Below are 22,921 nucleotides of genomic sequence, written 5' to 3'. Positions count from 1 at the left end.
CCGGACACTACTGAAAATTTTTCCTTAACGGTTCAAGCCTTTAAAGGTTGTGAAACCTTTTTTTTGCCTGGAATCATAAACATATCCCCCTGCCAGGTTCTGGCCTTTAAGCTGGGCTTTGAACTTAATCTAAAAATTCTGATCATTAGCGGTGCCCTTTATTTACAAGGCTATTTATAGGTGGGCGCATTCCCATTTTCCCGGTTATACCGCTGGCACTGGATTGTGCATGTTTGCCATCTGCTTCAGGCAGTTCCAACGCCCTGCTTTATAAAATGATCGCAGCATAATCATTTTTTCTGCATTCTCCCGATACCAAAAGATGCATGGACCTTTAAGACGTAAATTCACGACTCTCCGAATCGAACTTTCAATAGCACCGCTGCCAATAGGTAAGTTCAACGCTTTTACAGTTGAGAAATTAAGCCTCAGTTCATTGCGCACAAAATAATCCCGTTCCGTCTTGATAGCCTTACTGTTTCTGCCTCTACAAAGCTTCTGGACGGCCTGTACCACCTCAATCGCCTTTCCCTTCAGCAGAAGACCTCGCTGCTTCGATACCCAGCGTTTGCGTTCCTTGGATGACCAGGTCTTCCTTAAGCCTGCTACTGTACCCAGATGCTCAACTGCATGGTAGAAATCGAGAAGTTCATACACACGCTCAGGAGCCAAACCCAATGCTTTTAGCAGTCCGGGGATTCGATTCCAAATCCAATGTGCCCCATCTGCAACAAACAGTATTTTGTCTGAGTTCTGAATATGAAGGGAGTTCAAATAACCCTTTAACAAGTGGAATACACCATCCGGTCCATTGAAACAGCCATCAATAAATGGTGAAAAGCTTTTTTCTTGTTTTCCATGGGCGTCCACTACATAAATGATCAAAAGCTTGGGTTCTCGCCATGCCCCACGAAATCGGGTTCTATCCTTTTGGGTTTTTGGTCCCCTTTTCTTCTCTCTGAGCCGAGTGCGGCCACCATCAGTGCTGATAACGACTCGCCGCCCTTCAAGTAAATCTCTATCATTTAATGGGATTCGGCCCGCTTGTTGTTCGGCTCGAGCCCGCTATGCGTACCGATAGGTCAGTTTACGGATGACCTTTATACCCAACGTCATCCCACGGTCACAAAGCACTTGACGGACTTCTTCAAAAGAACTTAATAAGGCTGACCAAGAACTCACCATAGAAGCCAAAGCAGGCGAGCAGCGATCATGGATTCCAAGAAGGATTAAGCCAGCGTATGCACCTTTATATCTTTTTCCTTTTCGGCGGTCACAGGACCTTCGATAGTATCGAACATGAATATCAACCGAACTATCTGTACAAAGCTGAATCCAAACGGTCTCAAGCCCTTCGCTTTTCATCCGTCCCGGCCAATTGGACATCAATTCTTTTTCTTGGTCGACCTGTTCAGAGGAATCTACTGAGGCCTGGATCTTTTTTTTAAAAAAAAGGCGCTTATCCGATTTGTATACTCAAGGATTTCCTGCTCCATCTGTTCTAATTCGTTAGCGTTACGAACCAAGCGATTTGGATCTTCTTCCAGTTCTTTGAGGCATGCAAGGACTTCATCAACAGTATTACAATCTTCAGCTTTCTTCATTAGCACAATCCATTTATGTTCATTTCAGCGTAACAGAGGATATCATTCTTTTTGCTCTAAAAGACAGGCCTTTTTAAAACCGGGAAAATGGGAATGCGCCCCTATCCATGTTGCCGCCGTACAAGGGATGGGGATGGGTGATCACCACGCCTTTTGAAGTTGCCGGGTTAAGTCTCAGCCGGCCTTCAAGCCGGATGCCCGGACTGGAAATTATAACAGGGGTTTCCACAATTTGTCCCTTTATTGGTCAAAAGAATCTTTTCCATGTGGATATGGGATATCCCAGCCTCTTCATAGGGATAACCATATTCGGCAAACCCCAATCGCTCGTAAAAGGAAACCGCATGGATCTGTGCGCCCAGAAAAACCCTGGGCATTTTGTTTTCCAGGGCTTGGCCCACAAGCGCGTTGACAATCATCTGACCGGCCCCGATTCCCCGATACGGTTTGAGTACCGCCACCCGCCCGATATGACCATCATCAAGCATACGTCCTGTGGCCACAGGGGTTGGGTCTGCCATGACCAGAGCATGAACCGCCGTTAAATCCTGACCGTCCAGATCCAGGGCAGGATCCACCTGCTGTTCACAGGTAAACACCGCATGGCGGATCCCCTTGATATGCTCTTTTATTCTGCCCTCAAACCGGACCCGTTCAACCCGGATTTTGTCAGGACAAGACAACACCCCCATAAAAACGCCCTATTTCCTGTTTTTTAAGGATGCCCGGATAAATTCCCGGAACAGGGGATGGGGTGTCATGGGTTTGGATTTAAATTCCGGATGGAACTGACATCCCACATACCAGGGATGATCCGCAAGTTCGACAATTTCCACAAGATCATGGTCCGGAGAGGCTCCGGAGATAACCAGGCCGGCTTTGACCAGACGCTCCTTATACTCATTGTTAAACTCAAACCGATGTCTGTGGCGTTCTGAAATATCTTGGGTTTTATAGGCATTCATGGCAAAGGTCTCTTCCACCAGCCGGCAGGGATAGGCTCCCAGCCGCATGGTGCCGCCCTTGTCCGAACTTTCGTCCCTTTGTTCCACTTGCCCTGTCTGCTCGTCAACCCACTCTTTCATGAGATAGATCACCGGGAACGGGGTATAGGGATCAAACTCCTCACTATTGGCATCTTCCATGTCGGCAAGATTTCTTGCCACCTCGATCACGGCCATCTGCATGCCCAAACAGATCCCGAAAAAAGGCACCTTGTTTTCCCTGGCATACTGGGCTGCCAGGATCTTGCCTTCTATCCCTCTTGACCCAAACCCGCCGGGCACAAGCACGCCATCGCTCTGGGACAAAATCTCTTGAACATTTTCATTGTTCAAAGTGGTGGAATCCACAAACTGGAAGTTCACCTTGGTATCATTGGAAATACCACCGTGGGTCAGGGCCTCGTTAAGGCTCTTATAGCTTTCTGTAAGATCCACATATTTACCCACAATGGCAATGTTCACATTGGCTCTGGGATGCCGCAGCCGTTCCACCATTTCCCGCCATTCATCAAGTCTCGGGGCCCTGGCCCAGATATTGAGCTTCTTTAAGATCATGTCCCCTAAGCCTTCTTTGTTATAGACCAGGGGCACATCATAGATGCAGTCCACATCCTTGGCCGTGAACACGGCATCAGCCCCGACATTGCAAAACAGGGCAATCTTGTCCTTTATGTCCTGGGAGAGATAACTTTCAGTCCGGCACAAGAGAAGATCCGGCTGGATCCCGATGCTTCGAAGTTCTTTAACACTGTGCTGGGTGGGTTTTGTTTTGACCTCACAAGCCGTTTTGATATAGGGCACCAGAGTCAAATGGATATAAATCACGTTGGAAGGGCCGGCATCCGCCCTGAACTGGCGAATGGCCTCAAGAAAGGGAAGGGATTCAATGTCCCCGATGGTGCCGCCGATTTCCACAATCACCACATCCGTGGCATTGGACACCAGGGTAATGGCCTGTTTGATCTCGTCGGTAATATGGGGAATCACCTGAACCGTACCGCCGAGATATTCCCCGCGGCGTTCCTTGGTAATGACCTGATCATAAATTTTGCCGGTGGTAAAATTGTTGTTCTTTCCCAGCCTGGCATTGGTAAACCGTTCATAATGACCCAAATCAAGATCGGTTTCCGCTCCGTCATCCGTAACAAAGACTTCACCGTGCTGAAACGGGTTCATGGTTCCGGGATCCACATTGATGTAGGGGTCCAGTTTCTGGATGGTCACGGAAAGGCCGCGGCTCTCCAAAAGCATCCCTATGGCTGCAGATGCAAGCCCCTTGCCCAAAGATGATAATACCCCGCCGGTCACAAAAATGTATTTGGTATTTTCAGCCATCAATCCCCCACTTCTCTTGAATTAATCATATAGTTTACTAAAATCTTCAATTTCTTTATCCAAATCTTCTATCCTGTCCCTATGGCCGGTATCACTCTGGACAGCCTCTGTTTTTTTCGGGTATTTGCTTAGAATCTGATCCACATTAAAAAGCGATTTTAAAAATCCGGATTTAAGCTCGCACCGGGCGACTGAAATGGTCACAAACAATTGCTGGTCAACGAAAATACGGGTTTCCATGGGATACCAGGTCTTGGACACCCGCTGCCAATTGCCGTATCTTGCGTCAATAACTCTGTTATTCTTTTTTACAAGATACCGCACTGGGAAAAAATGATCCTTTTCGATCCACAACCCGGGACCTGAATCCTGGGCGGAGTCCCTCTGTCCGATAAAATAACAGATCTGCCCGTCAAAACGTTCAATGGAAACATCTTCGACATGGATTCCGGCGAGGCCAAGCTGCCTTAAAAGGATCTCAGAATCTCTGTAGATCAAAGGATCTGTATAATAAGTCAAAATTGACTTTTCCACATCGGTCACCACCCCGTCCAGAACAGAGACAAATCCGTCAGGCGATTGGACATAAAACCGCTTGCCTGAATCTGTATCAGATCTTAAATGATCCGGAAACAAATAGGCCAGGGTTTCTCCCAGAGAAGATGACGCCTGGGGGGTGGTTTCAGTATCTTTTCTTTGGGCCGTTGCAATATGCCGGGTCTGAACAACTGTCATGGCAGCCGGCCGTTTGATTTTTTTCACCATCAAATGCAAAAGGTGAGGCGTTTGCGGGACAAAAGCCTCACCCCTGGTACCGGCCATGAGAAAAACAATGACCACCAAAAAAGAAATATAATAATGTTTTCGCATGAAACCTTTTGGGTTAAATAAACACATCTTCCGGGAACACGGCACAATCGCCCAGCTGTTCTTCAATCCGGATGAGTTGGTTATACTTGGAGACCCGGTCGCTTCTGGACATGGATCCTGTTTTAATCTGGCCCGAATTCACACCCACAGCAAGATCGGCAATAAAAGTATCTTCGGTTTCACCGGACCTGTGGGAGACCACTATGGTATATCCAGACTCCTTGGCCATCTGGATGGTATCCAAAGTTTCGGTCACGGTTCCGATCTGGTTAAGCTTGATTAAGATGGAATTGCCCACGCCCCTGGCAATGCCTTTTTTAAATATATCAGGATTGGTGACAAAAATATCATCCCCCACAATCTGAATCCGGTTGCCCAGACGCTGGGTCATAAGTTCCCAGTTATCCCAATCCCCTTCGGCAAGACCGTCTTCAATGGAATAAAGGGGGTATTTATCCACAAGGGATTCATAATAATCAATCATGTCCTGGGCAGACAGGTCACGCCCTTCGGACTGAAATACATATTTTCCATCTTTAAAAAACTCAGAGGCCGCCGCATCCAGAGCAATGCCGATATCCTTGCCCGGCCGGTAGCCTGCCGCTTCAATGGCATTGATAATATACTCAATGGCCTCTTCATTGGACTTGAGATTCGGGGCAAACCCGCCCTCATCCCCCACAGCCGTGCTCAGACCCTGGGACTTGAGAATTTTTTTAAGGTTATGAAAGGTTTCAGCCCCCATGCGGATGGCTTCAAGTATGCCCTGGGCCCCATGGGGAAGAATCATAAACTCCTGGATATCCAGATTGTTGGCGGCATGGGCCCCGCCGTTGATGATGTTCATCATGGGAATGGGCAGCACCCTTGCATTGATGCCGCCAAGATGTCTGTACAAAGGGATATCGCAGGCATCGGCGCCAGCCCTTGCTGCGGCCATGGAAACCCCGAGAATGGCATTGGCCCCCATCCTGGATTTGTTTTCCGTGCCGTCAATATCAATCATGGTACGGTCAAGCCCTGCCTGGTCAAGGGCATCATACCCGATCAGTTCCGGGGCAATCACCTCGTTGACATTGGCCACGGCATTTAACACCCCTTTGCCCATATACCGGTTCCCGGTATTGTCTCTGAGCTCCAAAGCCTCACGGGTTCCTGTGGATGCACCTGAAGGGACCGCTGCCCTGCCCTTTGCACCGCAGGCTAGGGTGACATCCACTTCCACTGTGGGATTTCCCCTGGAATCAATTATTTCCCTTGCCCTGATATCAATCAGTTCTGTCATGTTTCCCCCTTACCTTATAGTCGGTATTCTTTAGATCATTATATAGTATGAATTTTATGAGGTTTCAAATTCACACATTAATAGCAATTCCCGACCCCACATTCAAGAACTAATCCTAAAATAATTTGTCCTTTTTCCAAGCGAACACAGGGGGTAAATCCCCCTTGGTTTTCCTCTTAAACTTGACAAAAAAAAGTCAGTCTTATATGTAAAAAAGTTGTTCTGAATTTAGATGAATATAAACCCAATAAGGAGATACGATGAACATTCTTTTTTTCGGCCCCAACGGCAGCGGTAAAGGAACCCAGGGAAAAATTTTAAAAGACAAGTATAATATTGCCCATATTGAATCCGGCGGCATCTTCCGCGACAATATCAAAGGCGGCACAGACCTGGGCAAAAAAGCCAAAGCCTTTATTGACAAAGGGGACCTGGTACCTGATGAAATCACCATTCCCATGATGATTGACCGTCTTAAAAAAGACGACTGCAAAGGCGGCTGGCTTTTGGACGGATTTCCCAGAAACAAAGTCCAGGCTGAAAAACTCTATGCATCCCTTGAAGAAGAAGGCATGAAACTGGACTATGTCATTGAACTGCTCCTAGACCGCGAAATTGCCAAAAACAGAATCATGGGACGCAGACTCTGTGAAAAAGACAATAACCATCCCAATAACATCTTCATTGACGCCATCAAACCTGACGGAGACAAATGCCGGGTATGCGGCGGTGCCCTGAGCGCCCGTGATGATGACCAGGATGAAACCGCCATCGACAAACGTCATTCCATCTACTACGATTCAGATACCGGCACCCTGGCCTCTGCCTATTTTTACAGAGATCTGGCTGCAAAAGATGATTCAATCAAATACATCACCCTCAAGGGTGAAGCAGCACTGCCCGATGTAACAGCTGAACTGATCAGCAAATTGTAGGATAAGCGCCCGGGAACTCTTATCCGGCGCCTAAATACTTGAGTTATACAAATGCCCGGCAACCCTTTGTGCTTGCCGGGCATTTTTTCCCGATCCCTGCCCCGGACGTAGCCTTGCTCCCCTCTTTTTTGCAAAGCCTTAAGTTTTCGGGCTCGCACCTCTTTGGACGGCACTCGCAAATCCTCCCCTTTTTCTTGATACAACATTGTCTCAATAAATGTATCACACACATTTATTGAATCATTCCAAAGGGACACTTCCATTGAAACAGGCGGTATATGAAGCCTGGCACAAAACTTGAGTACTAAAGTTTGAAAGATAAGAGGTTTGATTCAAATTGCGGCCTGAATTATGAAAAGGCCCATTATCTTCTAAGTCATGGATTTTTTTTTGCATTTAACCACAAAACCAGGAGTGTAAGATGAAAAAAGTTTTGATTGCGTACACCAGCAGAACCGGCACCACCCAAACAATGGCAGACTATCTGGCAGAGGGTATTCGAATGGGAGGAGGCGAGGTTACGGCCTCAAAAATATCCCAATTGAAGAGTGAAAAAGAGGTTTCAGGATACGACGCTTGCCTCTTTGGCTGCCCCACCTACCATAAAGACATGACCGGGGGGATGAAACAATTTCTTTTTGTGGCTGAAAGGGCCAACCTGACAGGCAAAATTGGCGGGGCCTTTGGCTCCCATACCCATAGTGGTGAATCAGCGCCCATGATTTATGAAACCATGCAGCATGTTTTTAAAATGGATGTTACCGAGCTTGGCCCCCTGAACCTTACAGAAGATATGATGAAAACCGATGAGGGTGCAAAAGCCTGTCAGCAATATGCCAAAGCATTGGTTGAAAACCTTTAGCCCGAATATTTTATAACCTGAAGGTCATAAACTGACAATTTGAGAAAGATATGTATTTATTTTATTAAATACAGCAAGTTATGATTACTTATCAAACCAAATTCAAGGATGCAAATTGTCACCCTTTGAACGAACCGATTTTACCTCATCTGCGTCGTTGCAGACCGTTTGCAGTAAAGTTACTACGGCTTCACAGCCTGACGCCTTGCAGCTAAAGTAAAATCGATTCGTGAAATATTCGGGTGTCAGACCCATTTCCAAAAAGAATATGACCCCCAGATATTGGAGGAAAAATCATGAAATGCCCGACATGCGGATATGACCGGTTCTATATCAAAGATGCCGAGGATGAATATGAAATTTATGAATTCACAGCTCCTAACGGCAAGGTTGTGTTTGATGAAACCCTTGACACCCAAAATATCCCGGAAATAAAAAAAGAGGATGAAACCTATTGCGACAAATGCGCCTGGCATGGAAAATTTGAAAGCCTGGCCTAAAAACACGGCCAAAAGACAATGATTAGAAGTGGCCTTTTTCCCAAGGCAAAACCCTGACGATTCAAAAAAGGATAAGGGTCTTCAGCAACCTGTGGAGTGCCCTTATTCTTTTATTCTTCCACGCAGTCCTCTGCAAAGACAGGTCTTAGAACAAGGTCGTTTCCAAAAATGATCCTAACAACTTTCATTGAAACTCCAATCGGCCAAAAGACTGAGGATGGTGAAAGTCAGGGGCAGGAAGGTCAATTGGCGACCAGGTCAGCCAGTGCGGGTGGGAGGTTTTATCCCCGCATTTATAAAAATTAACCCGCCAGTGGGTTTGGGGCCCGGGCATGCTCACCCGACAGTATTTTTTCAGCAAAGAAAAGGGGATTTCATAACCGACGATCCAGACAACAGGCGCTTTTATTTCCGGATCAACAATGGACGGCAGAGAATGGATTCTTTTTTCTCTGGGCTGTCGCTGAAAATGAAAAAGCATGGTGCCGCCGCAGTTCATCTCAAGGTTAAAGTATCCTTTGGACAGATCAGGACCCGGAGTAAAAAAGAACTCAACACAACTGTCTTTGTACACCTCATCCTGATCCTTGCCAGCCAGGGCGCGAACGTATCGGTCTTTGACTTGAAACATCACAAAAACGGCCCGGGTGTTGTAGGAAAGTTTCACCACCACTTCCGGGAAATGTTCGGGTTTGGCCCCCATGTAATTTTCAAGCCGCAGGCATGGCATTTCTTTCCATGGAAACCCATCCCATGATTGATTTTCCATGGGGACATGTTTATGCTTTCCAGCCTTAAAACACATTGATCGTTCTCTTTATTTTGAACACATTTTTTAGGATAATCTGCATATTTTATGATACCTTCCCCGGCCCAATGAATCGGCCCGCTGAACATCTTATTAAAGGTTGAAGATTACCCTTTTTTTAAGGGCGTTCAAAATTCTGTGTCAGTTGAATGAAAGCTGATATACTCAGCTAAATAAGGAGAACTGACATGACCGAAGAAAACACCGAATTTGATTTTCAAAAAGCCCTTAAAGGCATCCAGGAAGGTAAACCCTTCACAGGTAAGGGCGGCGTCCTTACATCATTAATCAAAAATCTTGCTGAAGCTGCTCTTGAAGGAGAGTTGGAGTCCCATCTCGGGCAGGAAGTTTCTGCCAACCGCCGTAATGGAAAAAGCAAAAAGACCATTAAATCCCTGGATGGTAAATTTGAGCTGGAAACCCCGCGTGACAGGGCCGGAACCTTCTCTCCACAGATCGTCAAAAAACATCAGACAACGCTCAGCGATGAAATTGAAAGAAAGATAATAGCCCTTTACGGCCTGGGCATGAGTTATAATGATATGGCTTCCCATTTACAGGAAATCTATGGACTTGAGATTTCAAATGCCACTCTGAGCACCATTACCGATAAAATCATCCATACCGTCAAAGAATGGCAGGCCAGGCCGTTGGAAAATGTGTACCCAATCGTATGGCTTGATGCCATACATTATAAAGTACGAGAAAACGGAAAGGTCGGCAGCAAAGCCGTTTACACAATTCTTGGGGTGAATATCGAGGGCCGCAAAGAGGTTCTTGGGCTGTACATATCCGAGAATGAGGGTGCGAACTTCTGGCTGCAGGTGTTAACAGACCTTTCAAACCGAGGGGTAAAAGATATCCTGATTGCCTGTGTTGATGGTCTAAAAGGTTTTCCCGAGGCCATTGAGACCATATTCCCGGACACAGAAGTTCAACTCTGCGTAGTCCACCAGATCCGAAATTCATTGAAATACGTTGGTTCCAAAAATAAAAAAGAATTTATGGCAGATCTAAAACGTGTTTATAAAGCGGTCAATAAGGATCTGGCCGAAGAAGAACTGGATATCTTGGAAAATAAATGGAATGACAAATACCCGATTGTGATAAAATCCTGGCGGAACAACTGGGAACGCCTCAGTCATTTCTTTAAATATCCAGAAGAGATTCGACGGATAATATACACCACAAATACCATTGAGGCTGTGCATCGACAGTTTCGAAAACTGACCAAAACAAAGGGATCATTCCCGAACCAGGACAGCCTGTTAAAGCTGCTTTACATGGGGATCCAGAACGCCAGTAAAAAATGGACAATGCCGATTCAAAATTGGTCACTGACAATTTCCCAGTTGGCAATTTTCTTTGAAGGCCGGCTGGATAAAGAGCTGGGAATTTGATAAGGATTTATTTACAGATGGAAAAGATGGTTCCAGGAACTCCACTCCAGCAAAAGTCAACTCCTCCGACGTGGCTGATTGAAGGCCCATTCTCGGACCTGACTTTTACTTCCGCTGGCGCTGAGGCAGATCCGGGAACCGAAACCGTGACACAGAATTCTGAACATTCCTCCTCTGTTCTGCAAAAGGTTCTCAATCAAATCCGGGAACTGACAAAAGATGACCCGGATGTAACCTGTATCGGCGGGGTCGCAGATATTTTTTCAGGCCTGGCAAATCATGTGGTCCAGGGTCAGCTTGTTGCGATTGCCTCTTCAATCATTCTTATTTCACTCATTCTCATGATTGTCTTCAGGTCTTTTATTGCAGGTGTATTGGGAGCCGTCCCCCTGGGTTTATCCGTGATTTTTCTCTTTGGTCTCATGGGATACCTGGGTATTGAGTTAAATATCATCAATGCCCTTCTTTCATCCATCATGATCGGCGTTGGTGTTGATTATACCATCCATTTTTTATGGCGGTATAAAAAAGAGAGGAAAAACCATCATGACCATGTTGAAGCCATAAAACATACCCTTTTAACAACGGGCCGGGGAATAATCTTCAACGCACTATCCGTTGTTGTCGGGTTTTCCATTTTATTCAGTTCACACTTTGTGCCGGTAAAATTCTTTGGTTTCCTGATTATTGTATCAATCTCTTCCTGCCTGATTGGCGCCATCATTTTTGTTCCGTCCTTGTGCATTGTGTTCAAGCCAGACTTTCTGGAGCCCAAAAGAGCGCCCCAAAAAGAGCCCTCACAATTGACTGCCTGATTGACAAAAATCATCTTCCAATCCTTTTAAGAGGAATAGGTATGAAAAAAATTTATAAAATAGGATTTATGGTTTCGGCCATGCTTTTAATCCACTTTTCTCAAAATGCTATTGCAGACAAACCGCTCAGTCCCGAGCAGATCATAGAAAAAGGAAATGATGCAAGTAAGGTTAAAGGTCTACAAGCTGTTGCAACCTTAATCATCGTTGATCAAAAAGGACGAAAAAGGATCAAAAACTATGCCCAGGTGAGTAAAATGACCAAAGATGGCGATACTGAAAAAGTTCTGTTTAAATTTCTTTCCCCTGCCGATGTTAAAGGCATTGGCATTCTAACGTACGACTATCATAAAGCCGATGACGATACATGGATTTATTTGCCGTCATTGCGCAAGACACGAAGGATTGTAAGCTCCCAGAAATCAAAAAGTTTTATGGGCTCTGAATTCTCCTATGCGGATACATCCAGACCCATAATTGATGACTTTAAATACACGAATTTAGGGAAGGCTGTGGTTAAAGGCCAAACCTGCTGGGTCATTCAGGCCATACCGAAAACTGACGACGTTGCCGATGAAAACGGGTTTACCAAAAAAATTTCCTGGATAAGCAAAGCCGATTTTATCGAACGTAAGGCTGATTACTATGATTATCAAGGAGAAATTTTCAAACAATTGGCCGTTAATCAAGTCAAAGAAATCGATGCTGTTAACCACAAGTATAAAATCATGGATATGGTGATGACCAATGTAAAAAATAATAGAAAATCAATATTTAAGTATAATGATATTAAATTTACACCCGAAAATAATGATGCTTATTTCACATCACGCTTCCTTGAAAAAGGCAGATAAAATATTGGAATATAACCACTCTAAAAAGCGTTTTTAGATTAGGATTCAGCAAACCGGACAATTTATTGATCACAATTTTAAATGCGAGAAAATTTCAAAGAGGGTCGCCTTAGGGGATTGACCATACTTATGGTGTGGCCGATCCCCCTGCCTTTGTAGCCGACTGCAGCCGTGCAGGACAAACTTTTTGGGTTGACGTGTGTACCGATTATCGTTATATTCTGATATCGAATCAACCAACCATATGGGAAAATAGAATGGAAAAAAACAAAATAACAGTCGATCAGGTCAGCAGGTTCAACAAGGCCTTTCATACGCTTTGGCTTAAAATCATGACCAGCAGGCCGGAATCAAAGTCTGATAAACTTAAAGGGCTCACCTTTTCTGATATGCATGTGATCAGCATGGCATATGAAGAACCGGATATCATTTTAAAGGATATCCGTGAAAGACTCAGGTTGCCCCAGACAACCCTGAGCAGCATTGTGGCCAAGCTGGAAAAAAAGGGATTTGTCCAAAGGATCATCAATCCCAGGGATTACCGGTCTTTTTCACTCAAGATCACCCCCAGGGGCGAAGAGATGATGACCGCCCACATGGAGCTGGATGACAAACAGAACCGTCACATTTTGCAATCCCTTGAGCCCGAGGAAAGAGAGGCATTTATCAGGCTATTTGCCAAGGTGGCGGACAAATTTAATTTCTGAAGATCTGATACCGGGCAAAAATCTATCATTGTCCGGTATTTTTTTAAAAATTTACAACGAAATCACAATTAAACGAATACAGGTTTTTATTTTACCCCCCGGCACAATCACACGACAAGTCAGGCTGAGCCTTTGATTTACCCCGGGAGGCCACCCTGCCCAGGATACCCCCCTTGACCCAAAGGAAAAAAAATGACTACCGAACATCTTGTCAAACCCAGGGTTCAATACCTTCACCTGTCCAATGAAGTTATTTTGGGCAATTTTATTGTTAATCTCTTGGGCAGCATCATGTCAGGTCTTTTTCCCTATTATCGGATGCCGGTGCCTTCGGACCGGTTTGTTTGGTTTTTCGGGAATACGGAACTGATTTTGGGCATGGCCTGGATTGCGATAAATACAGGGATTGTCATTGCCTATGAATGGCCGATCCGTCAATGCTTGAAACGGTATTATACCGGCAGACCGATGGCCCCGGCCCGAGTGGCCCTGGCCAGAAAGCGCCTGCTCAACGAGCCCTATCTTATTGCCGGCGTTAATCTGGTCGCCTGGGGGGCTATTGGTTTTGCCTGTTGGCTCTTAAATATCTCCAACACCCTTATGGTGGGGATAACCAGCGGACTGGCCACAGGAGTGCTTGCCTTTTTCTGGGCTGAACATGTCATCCAGAACAATTGGGTACCGGTTTTCTTCCCAAATGGGGACCTGATGCAGGTGTCCGGTGTCTGGTCCGTGAGTTTGAGGGCCCGGCTGGGAATTTTGGTTTTTGCGATATCCATTGTTCCCCTGGTCTTTATCCGCCTGACCATCAGCCGGTTTAAACACATCCAGGCAACAGGGCAGACGAGTGAATCAGATCTGCTGGATCTTCTTGAAAGCGCCATTTCCATGGAAAGCATACTCTTTATTGCCATAGCGATATTTTTGTTGCTTATGGTATCTGAAACATTAAGGCGGCCGGTGGAGGAAATCATGTTGTCCCTGTCCCTTGTAATTAAAGGTGATTTTTCCGCCAGGGCTAAAATTTTTTCCCGGGACGAGATCGGATTTGCCGGAGAGACCCTCAATAGAATGACAGAGGGGTTAAAGGAAAAAGAATTCATCCGCAGCACCTTTGGCCGGTATGTGGGGCAGGAGGTCCGGGATGAAATCCTCAAAGGAGACATCCCTTTGGACGGGGAACTCAAGCAGGCCACCCTCTTGTTTGCCGATTTAAAAGATTTTACCCCCCTGGTGGAAAAGACCCCGCCCACTGACATCATCCGTATATTAAACGCCTACCTGGATGAAATGACCCAATGCATTAAACAGCATAAGGGAATGGTCTTCAATTCGTCGGGGATGAAATCGAGGCGGTATTTGGTGCCCCCCTTTCTTTGGCCGGACATGAACGGGCTGCGGTAAAGGCTGCCATTGATATGAGAACGAGGCTTGAGGCACTCAATAAAACACTTCAGGCCCAGGGCTATCAGGGGTTAAAGCACGGCATCGGGATTCATACGGGTCAGGTGTTGGCCGCCAATATTGGGGCCAGGGAAAGAATCGCTTACAGCCTGATCGGGGATACCGTGAATACCGCATCAAGGATCCAGGATATGAACAAAAAATTCAAAACAGATATTCTGGTTTCCAAAGATATTGTTCAAAATGCAGGCAGGGGGGTTGAGTTTGTTCAAATGCCCGGAGTCAGGTTAAAGGGAAAAACTAAAAAGGTCACCCTCTTCAGCGTTATCAAGGCGAGCACGAAAACGTCAGCCCTCAGTGCCTTGGCGCCAAACCCGTTCTGCTCTTTTCAGGCTTAGGGTGTACAGACATTTTCCAATGATTTGAAATCCAGGGGTATCACCCCTTTGGCTTGGGAACAGGCACCGCATCCTCTTCTTTACCGTCCCTCAATACCACGACAAAAGCGGCAAGCGAGGGTAATTTTGACAAAAACCTTGCTGTTGTGGCCCATAAAACCAAGGCGCCGGCCCGGTTCTGTCCCTTTAATCCCGGCAGGCCAATTTACGAATTAAATCAGCCTTTCTTTTTTTTCCGTCTGGACGGGGGACGAAAGCCTGACTTTGTGCTTTCCTTGGCAATATAGGCTTTTAATGCCTGAAAATAGGCAAACCGAGGATGACTCTTGTCCAATTGTTTGAAAATTTGATTCCGGATTTTCATTGCCTTTGCAAACTGCCGGATCTTGACCAGGCCGGCTATCAGATTCTCTGCACTGGTGACCACCTGGAAATCATTGGGCCCCAATTGATTTTCAATAATATTTAAAACCTTTTCCCCATAGGTTACGGCCTTGGCAAACTGCCCGGCATCCCAGTACAGACTGCCGATTCGGCTCAAGGTATTGACCAGTTCGGGATGGTCTTGTCCCCATTTTGCTTCAAGCGCGGTTAACTCTTTTATGGATGAAGCCAATTGTTCTTCAACGGTATGTTCAGTCATTCTCACCTCTCATGATTCAACTTTTGCGTAAGGCCTTCTATCAAACCTAACCCTTTGGAGCAAGTATTGACCCATATTTCATGTTTTTTGCCCCCATCATATCTCATGGGTGAAAAATTTGTCTTGCGTTTATCCAAAACCCTGGTATAATTAAATGTTTTTAACAAGGTACCATCCGGTCGGCACCTGTAGCGTTGCGGTTAATTCCTTCCTAATTTGCCTCAATCCTTACCAAATTTTAAAATATCCAGGCCTGGACCGGCCCCCGCAAAAGGGGTAGGCAAATACAGGAGAGATTTATCCATGCCATTTAAGCAACTAGGGCTGTGCCCTGCCATACTTGATTCTATTTCAACCCAGGGTTACACAAGCCCGACCCCCATCCAGGCCAGAGCGATTCCCCTTATTTTACAGGACCGAGACATATTGGCAGGGGCCAGAACCGGTACGGGAAAAACAGCGGCCTTTGCCCTGCCCCTGCTCCAGAAATTGTCAACGGTCAAACCCGCACACGGCCATCCAAGGGCCCTGATCATCACCCCGACCCGGGAGCTGGCCGCCCAGGTGGATGACAGCATTCGAGCCTATGGGCAAAATCTTTACCTCAGGTCCATGGTCATGTTCGGCGGTGTGAACATCAATCCCCAGATCAAAGGCCTGAAAAAAGGGATTGATATTCTAGTGGCCACTCCCGGACGCCTCATTGATCATGTCAACCGGAAAACGGTCAACCTTTCAAAGGTTGAGGTTCTCATCCTTGATGAAGCCGACCGGATGCTGGATATGGGATTTATCCGTGATATTCAAAAAATCATGACCTATCTTCCTAAAAACCGCCAGAACATGCTTTTTTCAGCCACCTATTCCCAAGAGATCAAGGGACTGGCCAAGGGGTTGCTTAAAAATCCGGCCATGGTTGAGGTCTCCAGGGGAAACACCACGGTCCAAAAAATCAATCAAAAAGTATACCCTGTGTCCCAGACGGACAAAAGAGGCCTGCTTTCCAGCCTGATTCGCAAGGGAAAATGGCAACAGGTTCTGGTTTTTACCCGGACCAAACACCGGGCAAACCGCTTGACCAAACAATTGATCAGTGACGGAATTGAAGCGGCCGCTATCCATGGAAACAAAAGCCAGGCCACCCGGACCCGGGCCCTTGCCGATTTTAAAAAAGGAAATATTAAAACCCTTGTGGCAACAGATATTGCTGCCCGGGGGCTTGATATTCAACACCTGCCCCATGTGGTTAATTTTGACCTGCCCCATGTGGCTGAAGATTATATCCACAGGATCGGACGTACTGGCCGTGCCGGGGCAAGCGGTATTGCCCTTTCCTTGGTCAGTGCCGAAGAACAAGGGTTGCTTGGCAAAATTGAGCGTCTCATGAAACAAAAAATCCAGGTTGAAAATGCAGCATTCACCTCAACCTCCCAATTAAACGCCCCCAAAAAACAGGCCCCCAAAAACCCAAGACCCAGAAAAAGTGAAAAAAAGAACGGGTCAAACTGGCTTCCCAAAGGCCTTTAAAAGAAAATCCTTGCTATCCTCAAAGGCAACAGATAGCATCAAAAGCGCCTGTATTGAAAAACAGGCCCTTTCACTATAAAGGACCCATTCTTTCTGTTTAAATGGCATCCTTTTGGTATGGGATCCCATAACACAACTAAACAAACAAGGACCTTATATGAATATATATGTGGGCAATTTGGCGCCTTCAATAGACCAAAACCAACTTCAATCCATGTTTGAAGAATTCGGCACCGTGGAAAGCGTCAAATTGATCAAAGACCGATTCAAAGGTGATTCCAAGGGATTCGCCTTTGTTGAAATGCCCAACAACTCAGAGGCGGACAAGGCGGTTAAAGCCCTGAACAAACTCTTTTTGGAAGGAAAACATATCAAGGTCAACCAGTCCACGCCGGACGGCAAAAAACCCAAAAAGAAATTTAAGAAAAGACGGTTTTAAACCTGAAATTGGGGTTTAAACAATTCACCGCCCCCCCCCCAGAGGACCAGGGGACTGCTGGATGCCAGACAGTCCCCGATGGCCTCTGGAATCTGCCGTAAATCCGCCTGAAGACCCATCTGACAGCTCAGTTCTCCAAAAAGATCCCGGGTGGTACTGAACACATAGTTACGGACCTTGGAACTGTCTATCTGGGCATCTGCATTTCCATTGGCAAATGCAGCCTGACACCCCTTTTTGTCCAAAGAATTCCATGCCCTGCAAATCATGGGGCGAACCTCGTAGACCCTGCATTGGCCATTTTCTAAAAAAATGCAGGGGGTTTGCTCTTTCAGGGCAACCCGTTCAAAAAAACTCTTTCCCCGGGTCAGCCCCAGGTTGGTTTGAATCTTTGCCTTGATGGCTTCAACGGCCGTAAGGTCAAACTCTTTGTCCATAAACCCTGAAATCAGCAGGGCTTCAATGGGCAGGATATTCACCCTGGAATGGCAGCAATAGCTGCACCCTTTTCCGCATGAAACCTTGGGGGCCTGTCCGGATATTTCAAGATCCTGAACAAGCTCCTGCCCAAAATCCATCATTTCCCTGAGAATACCGACCAGATGCCCATGGTCGTTTGGATCTGCCAATTTTCCCTGGATAATATTAAAAAGAATCGCTTTAAGACCACCCTGGTCCGCATCCATCTCCTGATGATTCATTGCCCCTCGCAGGCGTAAGGACAGAGAGTCATCTAAATATGAAGACCAAAAACAGCTTCCTGAGCTTACTTTAAAAGTAAAAGATGGGGCACCCTAACCCATTTGCCTTGGGGGGTCAACCCATATTCAAGTGTCACCTATTGGTTGGTGAGCAAGATCCCTGAAAGAATCAGGACAAGGCTTGCAAGATGGACAAGCCCTAAACTTTCTCCCAGAAAAACGCTTCCCAGGACCATGCTGAAAAGCGGGAGGGTATAATACACCATGCCTGATTTTGCAGGCCCCATAATCACAATTGCCCGGTGCCAGAATAAAAATGCAGCCAAAGAGGCAAAAATCCCAACGTACAAAATCGCCGGGATGGTGGCCCGGGTTAAAAGCGGATGGGTGACAAGGCGTTGTTCCCAAATAAAAAAGGGAACTAAAAAAATAAGCCCCAGAACAAAGCAGGTATATTGAAGGGTAAAAAGGGAAATATTTAAGGGCTTTTTTTTGAGCAGAATGCTGTAAACGGCAAAAATCCCGGCAGCCAGAACCATCCACAAATCCCCTTTTGCAAAGGAGATATCAACAAGGGTGTTGACATCTGCTTTGGTAATCAGGCAGATCACCCCGGCAAGAACCAGGACGATGCCGAACAATTTTGCCGGGGTTAAACGGGCCTTGAACAAAATTCGGTCCAGAAAAAGGACAAATATGGGAAAGGAAATACTGATCAGGGAAAGGTTGACAGCAGAGGTAGTACTGCCGGCAATATAAATAAAGGTATTAAAGCAGGTGATGCCTAAAAAGGAGGTAATCCCAAAATACCGCCAATGCCTGGCCACAGTCTTTCGTTCCTTGATCATCCCCTTGAGGGCAAAGGGGGTAAAGACAATCACGGCGGTAAGCCACCGGTAAAACGCAAGGCTTACCGGCGGCATCAGCGTGCTAAGCCCCCGTGCCACGATAAAATTACCGGACCAGATGGCTGTAGCCGCCAGGGCAAAAACATAGCCCTGTATCATTTGATCGGATTGATTGATCATTTTCCCTGTCATCTATTCTCCTTTTTTCATCTTCAAATAAGGGCAGTATCCTTTATTTTGAAACAAATAAAAACTAACAGATGCACTAAATTTTTTAGGGAACAAAAATCTATTTATCCCCAGGAATTTACCTGGTATACTTTAAAAAAAATCCCCATACTCGGATTAAAATATCATAGAAAAAAGGGCCATGACAAAAAATAAGGATATTCAAAAAAATTTATCATTTTTGATTCACCAGGCAAAGGCCCAGGGGGTTTCAGATGCCCTGATCATACCTTCCAACAAAATTCTGGTCAAAAAAGAACTTGCCCGGTATTGCAGCCAGCCTAAATGCAGCAATTTCGGGCAGTCCTTGAGCTGCCCTCCCCATGTTCAGGGCCCGGACCAGTTTAACCAATGGCTTAAAGATTACACCCATGCCCTGTTTTTCAACATAGAGGTTCCTTCCTCTATCCTATTTTCCTACAATGCCAGCCAGATCTTTGCCGTTCTCCATGACACCGCAGCATATTTGGAAATTACGGCAAAAGCCATGGGATATGACCAGGCCCGGGCATTTGCCGGAGGATCCTGCAAATCCATTTTCTGCCATGATAAGCCGGACTGTCAGGGGCTTTCCCCCCAAGGTCTTTGCAGACATCCTGACCAGGCCAGGCCGTCCATGTCCGGTTTTGGTATTGATGTGGCCCATTTGATTAAAATCGCAGGATGGGAACAACAAGAATTCATAGAAGGAAAAACCCTGGCCCCTCAAAAAGAAACTGCCGGGGTCTACGGCCTGGTGCTCATCTGCTAGACAAAATCCCCGCCCAAATCCAATGAAATTTCACAATACTATGGTGATGGTTTTTGGGCAAATTTTGAAAATCCAAGCCAAAGCCCTGTCAGGCTCCCCCCGCACACCATTCCCATTCCCCCGATGAAAAAGACCTTGTCAGTCCAATCCAGGGAAATCAACCACATGGAAAAAGCCCCCAGAATAAAATAAATAAAAACCATCAAGGCAGAGGCGGCTCCCCCGTGCCTGTCCACCTGCTCAAGCACCAGGTTGTTCGAGGGCGGCCGGCTCAGCCCAAATGAAAAGGAAATCACGGCCATGGGCAGTCCCAGCCCCCAGGGACCTTGCATCCACGGCAAAACCATTCCCAGGCCGCCAATAAAGATCCCAACAAAACTCAGGGTCATCAACGCCTCTGAACTGACCTTTTCAATCATCCGTGTAAATGTAAAAGAACCGGCCATGATGGCAGCGGCATTCATGGCGAAAAAATAGCTGAAAACCTGTTCAGAGACCCCCATCCGGGTGATATAAATATCAGCAGACCCGCCGATAAAAGAAAAATGAGGTATCACCACAAGGGACATCATCAATGTAAAGCCTATAAACCGCTTGTTTTTTAATAACGCCAGGTAAATGCCTGCGGTCTGCACCATGGAGATAGCAGAAACCTGTTCAAGGGTTTCAGGCATTCTGTAGACCCCGGCCCAGGCAACCATCCCGATCATGGCCTGGATAAAAAACAGATACTCCCAGGACAGCCAGATCATCACCCATCCCCCGATAACAGGGGCCACCATGGGGGCCAGGGCCATGATCACTCCAATATAGGCCAGAATTTTCCCACGTTCATGCCCCTGGTACACATCTTTGGAAATGGCCAGGGCCATGGCAGATGCCGCAGCACCGCCTGCCGCCTGGAACACCCGGAATAAAATCAGCCAGCCCACATTGCCTGAAACCCCGCACAGCAGACTGGCCACGATATAGATCCCGATCCCTGCCAAAAGGGGCGGTCTCCGGCCGAACCGGTCGGACAAGGGCCCGTAGAATAAAAGGCAGATGCAATAGGAAATAAAAAAACCGACCAGAGTCAGGTTTATGGTGCTCAACGGCTGGTCCCATGTCTTTTGAAGCAGAGGGATTGCAGGTAAATACATATCTGTGGAAAGGGGAGGAAAGGCGCTGAGCAATGCCAGCAGCCATATTGTCTTATTTGTCTTCATTTTTAACCTTTTGCCATATTTTAGACCACGACCTGAATACCCACAGCTTGAAAAAAACCTAGGTAAAATAACGACCCATCCTCGGGTGTCAAGAAAAACTTTGGCTCAATATCCTTTTTGTTTTCCTTTTCCCGCGCATTGACCTGGGTCCAATTAGGTATTAAGCTTATGGGTAAATGACCTTATGGCGAGAAAATCAAAATGCCCATTATCACCTCATATTCCTTTGGAAAAATGAAAATCGGAAACACCGTGTTTTCCTCGGACCTGATCATCTTCCCGGATCATAGGGTCAAAGACAATTGGCACAGAAAGTCAGGCCATCTTGTGGATATCTCAGACCTGGAAAGCCTTTTGCTCCAGCGGCCGGACCTGATCATTGCAGGCACAGGTGCCCATGGAAAAATGCGCCTTGCCCCGAAACTTGTTTTCCAACTTGAGCGCTTAGGCATCACCATCAAGGCATTAGATACTCCCAGGGCCGTCTCCTTGTATAACCAAATGATAAAACAACCCAAGGCTCAGGAGATCAGCGCCTGCTTCCACCTGACCTGTTAGGACCTATATGACCGCCTGTGTTGATCCGGATCCAAGCCGAAATCCCAACCGTGATTCTTTTTCCCACTGCCCCGGCTGCGGTTCTAAAACCCTAAAACCCAAAAGTATTAAATCCTTTTTTTGCACGGACTGCGGATTTTCATTTTTCATCAATTGCGCAGCAGCAGCCATGGCCCTGATTTTTGATGATCAAAAACAGCTGCTTGTAACCCGGCGCAAATTCCATCCCCAAAAGGGCAGCCTTGACCTGCCCGGCGGATTTTCCGAGCCTGGAGAAGGAATAGACGATTGTCTTAAAAGAGAGATCAAAGAAGAGCTGAACCTGGATCTTGTTCAATCGGCCTTTGTCTGTTCCTTTGCCAACACTTACCCTTATAAATCCGTGATCTACCCTGTCACGGACATTGCCTTTGTCTGCCAGGTCAAAAGCCTTGATCCCATAGCCGCCTTGGATGACGTGGCAGGTTTTGAGTTTATCCCGGTCCAAGCCCTTGATCCCAAGGCTTTTGGCATGGACTCAGTTCAAAAAACCATTCAATTTCTCAAGGAAAAATTTTAGGTTTCGCCGTTCATACCCTCTGCTTCGGCATCTTTTTTTATGATTTTAAGCATCTTTTGTCGAATTAACCCGCTAAACGGCTTTATGATAAACCAATAGAAGCCAAATGTCAGTTTTGTGATTGATGCAACACACAAGACCCTGGTTTCCGTGCTGAATTTGGTTTTATTGGGTTCTAATTTTTCAAATTGAAAATTCCAAACAACTTTAATCCAAGGTGAAATCGAATTTGCTGCAAACGCTTCATACCCTGGGACGGGAACAATTTTAGCCCTTGCCCAGAACCCCATTAAATTTTCATAGGGGGGATGACACCCAAGGTGAGTAAACCCAATATCATGGATAAAACCTTGTAAGTTTAATCTTTTTGTCGGCAACCCTCTGATTTTGAATAACCATGTTATTGTTTTGGATTCTGAAAGATCAACGTCAGATGCAGCCTTATAGACCTTCTCGATTGGAGAATCGACAAGGATTTCATGGTATTCATTAAAGGTGTAGCAGGGTAAAAATTTGTCTATGAGAATATTTTTTTGCATTTAAACCTCCCATTTAACAAAATTTAATATTCTACTAATACATTTCTTTGGATAAGGCTTAGAGGGAAGTCTGATTTGTTCTTTTGGAATGAGTCGCTGTATTCAAAATTATTCTGGTCACGGCGAATACCATCACAAA

Annotated in this window: 27 protein-coding genes; 14 read left to right on the top strand and 13 right to left on the bottom strand. The window is 46.1% G+C overall.

Annotation, left to right across the window (positions count from 1 at the left end; genetic code table 11):
* Positions 1–204 precede the first annotated feature (204 nt).
* From HUN05_11235 to eno, 7 genes are all read right to left on the bottom strand, one after another.
* Complete coding sequence (locus HUN05_11235) at positions 205–885, bottom strand: hypothetical protein (GenBank protein ID WDP85633.1); 681 nt, start codon at positions 883–885, stop codon at positions 205–207.
* 180 nt (positions 886–1,065) lie between these two features.
* A complete protein-coding gene (locus HUN05_11230; GenBank protein ID WDP85632.1) occupies positions 1,066–1,365 on the bottom strand; it encodes a hypothetical protein in 300 nt (99 codons plus the stop codon).
* Positions 1,366–1,421: 56 nt separating this feature from the next.
* Entirely contained in the window at positions 1,422–1,604 is a 183-nt protein-coding gene (locus HUN05_11225; protein WDP85631.1) for a hypothetical protein, read from the bottom strand.
* Positions 1,605–1,789: 185 nt separating this feature from the next.
* Positions 1,790–2,296 (bottom strand): GNAT family N-acetyltransferase, encoded by a 507-nt coding sequence (locus tag HUN05_11220; GenBank protein ID WDP85630.1) that lies wholly within the window; start codon positions 2,294–2,296, stop codon positions 1,790–1,792.
* A 9-nt stretch (positions 2,297–2,305) separates the two neighbouring features.
* Positions 2,306–3,943, bottom strand: a complete 1,638-nt coding sequence (locus HUN05_11215; GenBank protein WDP85629.1) for a CTP synthase — start codon at positions 3,941–3,943, stop codon at positions 2,306–2,308.
* A 21-nt stretch (positions 3,944–3,964) separates the two neighbouring features.
* Entirely contained in the window at positions 3,965–4,678 is a 714-nt protein-coding gene (locus tag HUN05_11210; protein WDP85628.1) for a hypothetical protein, read from the bottom strand.
* Between the two features lie 148 nt (positions 4,679–4,826).
* Positions 4,827–6,098, bottom strand: a complete 1,272-nt coding sequence (gene eno, locus HUN05_11205; GenBank protein WDP85627.1) for a phosphopyruvate hydratase — start codon at positions 6,096–6,098, stop codon at positions 4,827–4,829.
* Positions 6,099–6,358: 260 nt separating this feature from the next.
* Between eno and HUN05_11200 the strand changes: the two genes are divergently transcribed.
* The 3 genes from HUN05_11200 (at position 6,359) to HUN05_11190 (ending at position 8,395) form a co-directional block, all read left to right on the top strand.
* Positions 6,359–7,033 carry an adenylate kinase gene (locus HUN05_11200; protein WDP85626.1) on the top strand — a complete coding sequence of 225 codons (675 nt, stop codon included), beginning with the start codon at positions 6,359–6,361 and terminating at the stop codon, positions 7,031–7,033.
* A gap of 421 nt (positions 7,034–7,454) precedes the next feature.
* A complete protein-coding gene (locus HUN05_11195; protein WDP85625.1) occupies positions 7,455–7,895 on the top strand; it encodes a flavodoxin domain-containing protein in 441 nt (146 codons plus the stop codon).
* Between the two features lie 296 nt (positions 7,896–8,191).
* Complete coding sequence (locus HUN05_11190; GenBank protein ID WDP85624.1) at positions 8,192–8,395, top strand: hypothetical protein; 204 nt, start codon at positions 8,192–8,194, stop codon at positions 8,393–8,395.
* Between the two features lie 184 nt (positions 8,396–8,579).
* Here the strand turns inward: HUN05_11190 and HUN05_11185 are convergent, their stop codons facing one another.
* Positions 8,580–9,164: a diguanylate cyclase gene (locus HUN05_11185; GenBank protein WDP85623.1), complete on the bottom strand. Its 585-nt coding sequence runs from the start codon at positions 9,162–9,164 to the stop codon at positions 8,580–8,582.
* Between the two features lie 227 nt (positions 9,165–9,391).
* Between HUN05_11185 and HUN05_11180 the strand changes: the two genes are divergently transcribed.
* The 6 genes from HUN05_11180 to HUN05_11155 all read left to right on the top strand — a co-directional run bounded on the left by HUN05_11180 (position 9,392) and on the right by HUN05_11155 (position 14,781).
* The gene (locus HUN05_11180; GenBank protein WDP85622.1) at positions 9,392–10,603 is read left to right on the top strand and encodes an IS256 family transposase; all 1,212 of its coding nucleotides are present in this window, start codon (positions 9,392–9,394) and stop codon (positions 10,601–10,603) included.
* Between the two features lie 17 nt (positions 10,604–10,620).
* Positions 10,621–11,418 carry an MMPL family transporter gene (locus tag HUN05_11175; GenBank protein ID WDP85621.1) on the top strand — a complete coding sequence of 266 codons (798 nt, stop codon included), beginning with the start codon at positions 10,621–10,623 and terminating at the stop codon, positions 11,416–11,418.
* A gap of 80 nt (positions 11,419–11,498) precedes the next feature.
* Positions 11,499–12,272 carry an outer membrane lipoprotein-sorting protein gene (locus HUN05_11170; protein ID WDP88032.1) on the top strand — a complete coding sequence of 258 codons (774 nt, stop codon included), beginning with the start codon at positions 11,499–11,501 and terminating at the stop codon, positions 12,270–12,272.
* A 257-nt stretch (positions 12,273–12,529) separates the two neighbouring features.
* On the top strand, positions 12,530–12,979 hold the full coding sequence (locus HUN05_11165; GenBank protein ID WDP85620.1) for a MarR family transcriptional regulator: 450 nt from the start codon (positions 12,530–12,532) through the stop codon (positions 12,977–12,979).
* A 192-nt stretch (positions 12,980–13,171) separates the two neighbouring features.
* Complete coding sequence (locus tag HUN05_11160; protein WDP85619.1) at positions 13,172–14,383, top strand: hypothetical protein; 1,212 nt, start codon at positions 13,172–13,174, stop codon at positions 14,381–14,383.
* Positions 14,326–14,781: an adenylate/guanylate cyclase domain-containing protein gene (locus HUN05_11155; protein WDP88031.1), complete on the top strand. Its 456-nt coding sequence runs from the start codon at positions 14,326–14,328 to the stop codon at positions 14,779–14,781. Before HUN05_11160 ends, HUN05_11155 begins: the two co-directional genes overlap by 58 nt.
* Positions 14,782–14,998: 217 nt before the next feature.
* Here HUN05_11155 and HUN05_11150 read toward each other — a convergent pair whose 3' ends face one another.
* Positions 14,999–15,424, bottom strand: coding sequence for a tetratricopeptide repeat protein (locus HUN05_11150; GenBank protein WDP85618.1), 426 nt, complete (start codon positions 15,422–15,424; stop codon positions 14,999–15,001).
* A gap of 303 nt (positions 15,425–15,727) precedes the next feature.
* Here HUN05_11150 and HUN05_11145 point away from each other — a divergent pair, with 303 nt between their 5' ends.
* On the top strand, positions 15,728–16,951 hold the full coding sequence (locus HUN05_11145) for a DEAD/DEAH box helicase (GenBank protein ID WDP85617.1): 1,224 nt from the start codon (positions 15,728–15,730) through the stop codon (positions 16,949–16,951).
* A gap of 157 nt (positions 16,952–17,108) precedes the next feature.
* Complete coding sequence (locus HUN05_11140; protein ID WDP85616.1) at positions 17,109–17,390, top strand: RNA-binding protein; 282 nt, start codon at positions 17,109–17,111, stop codon at positions 17,388–17,390.
* Here the strand turns inward: HUN05_11140 and HUN05_11135 are convergent.
* Both HUN05_11135 and HUN05_11130 read right to left on the bottom strand, forming a co-directional pair.
* Entirely contained in the window at positions 17,387–18,091 is a 705-nt protein-coding gene (locus HUN05_11135) for a YkgJ family cysteine cluster protein (protein WDP85615.1), read from the bottom strand. The two genes, HUN05_11140 and HUN05_11135, sit on opposite strands and share 4 nt — an antisense overlap.
* Before the next feature lie 137 nt (positions 18,092–18,228).
* Complete coding sequence (locus HUN05_11130) at positions 18,229–19,119, bottom strand: DMT family transporter (GenBank protein WDP88030.1); 891 nt, start codon at positions 19,117–19,119, stop codon at positions 18,229–18,231.
* A 190-nt stretch (positions 19,120–19,309) separates the two neighbouring features.
* On the opposite strand from HUN05_11130, the gene HUN05_11125 reads away from it, so the two are divergent.
* Positions 19,310–19,918 (top strand): DUF2284 domain-containing protein, encoded by a 609-nt coding sequence (locus HUN05_11125; protein ID WDP85614.1) that lies wholly within the window; start codon positions 19,310–19,312, stop codon positions 19,916–19,918.
* A 38-nt stretch (positions 19,919–19,956) separates the two neighbouring features.
* On the opposite strand, the gene HUN05_11120 is transcribed toward HUN05_11125, so the two are convergent.
* A complete protein-coding gene (locus HUN05_11120; protein ID WDP85613.1) occupies positions 19,957–21,126 on the bottom strand; it encodes a multidrug effflux MFS transporter in 1,170 nt (389 codons plus the stop codon).
* 234 nt (positions 21,127–21,360) lie between these two features.
* Between HUN05_11120 and HUN05_11115 the strand changes: the two genes are divergently transcribed.
* Together HUN05_11115 and HUN05_11110 are read left to right on the top strand one after the other, a co-directional pair.
* Positions 21,361–21,684, top strand: a complete 324-nt coding sequence (locus HUN05_11115; protein WDP85612.1) for a hypothetical protein — start codon at positions 21,361–21,363, stop codon at positions 21,682–21,684.
* Positions 21,685–21,691: 7 nt separating this feature from the next.
* Positions 21,692–22,243: an NUDIX domain-containing protein gene (locus HUN05_11110; GenBank protein WDP85611.1), complete on the top strand. Its 552-nt coding sequence runs from the start codon at positions 21,692–21,694 to the stop codon at positions 22,241–22,243.
* Here HUN05_11110 and HUN05_11105 read toward each other — a convergent pair.
* Complete coding sequence (locus tag HUN05_11105) at positions 22,240–22,782, bottom strand: SRPBCC family protein (protein WDP85610.1); 543 nt, start codon at positions 22,780–22,782, stop codon at positions 22,240–22,242. The two genes, HUN05_11110 and HUN05_11105, sit on opposite strands and share 4 nt — an antisense overlap.
* Between the last annotated feature and the right edge of the window lie 139 nt (positions 22,783–22,921).

The organism is Desulfobacter sp., assembly GCA_028768545.1.
Classification (GTDB): Bacteria; Desulfobacterota; Desulfobacteria; order Desulfobacterales; family Desulfobacteraceae; genus Desulfobacter.
The sequence above is the reverse complement of the archived record's forward strand: the minus strand, read 5'-3'. Positions and strand labels throughout refer to the sequence as shown.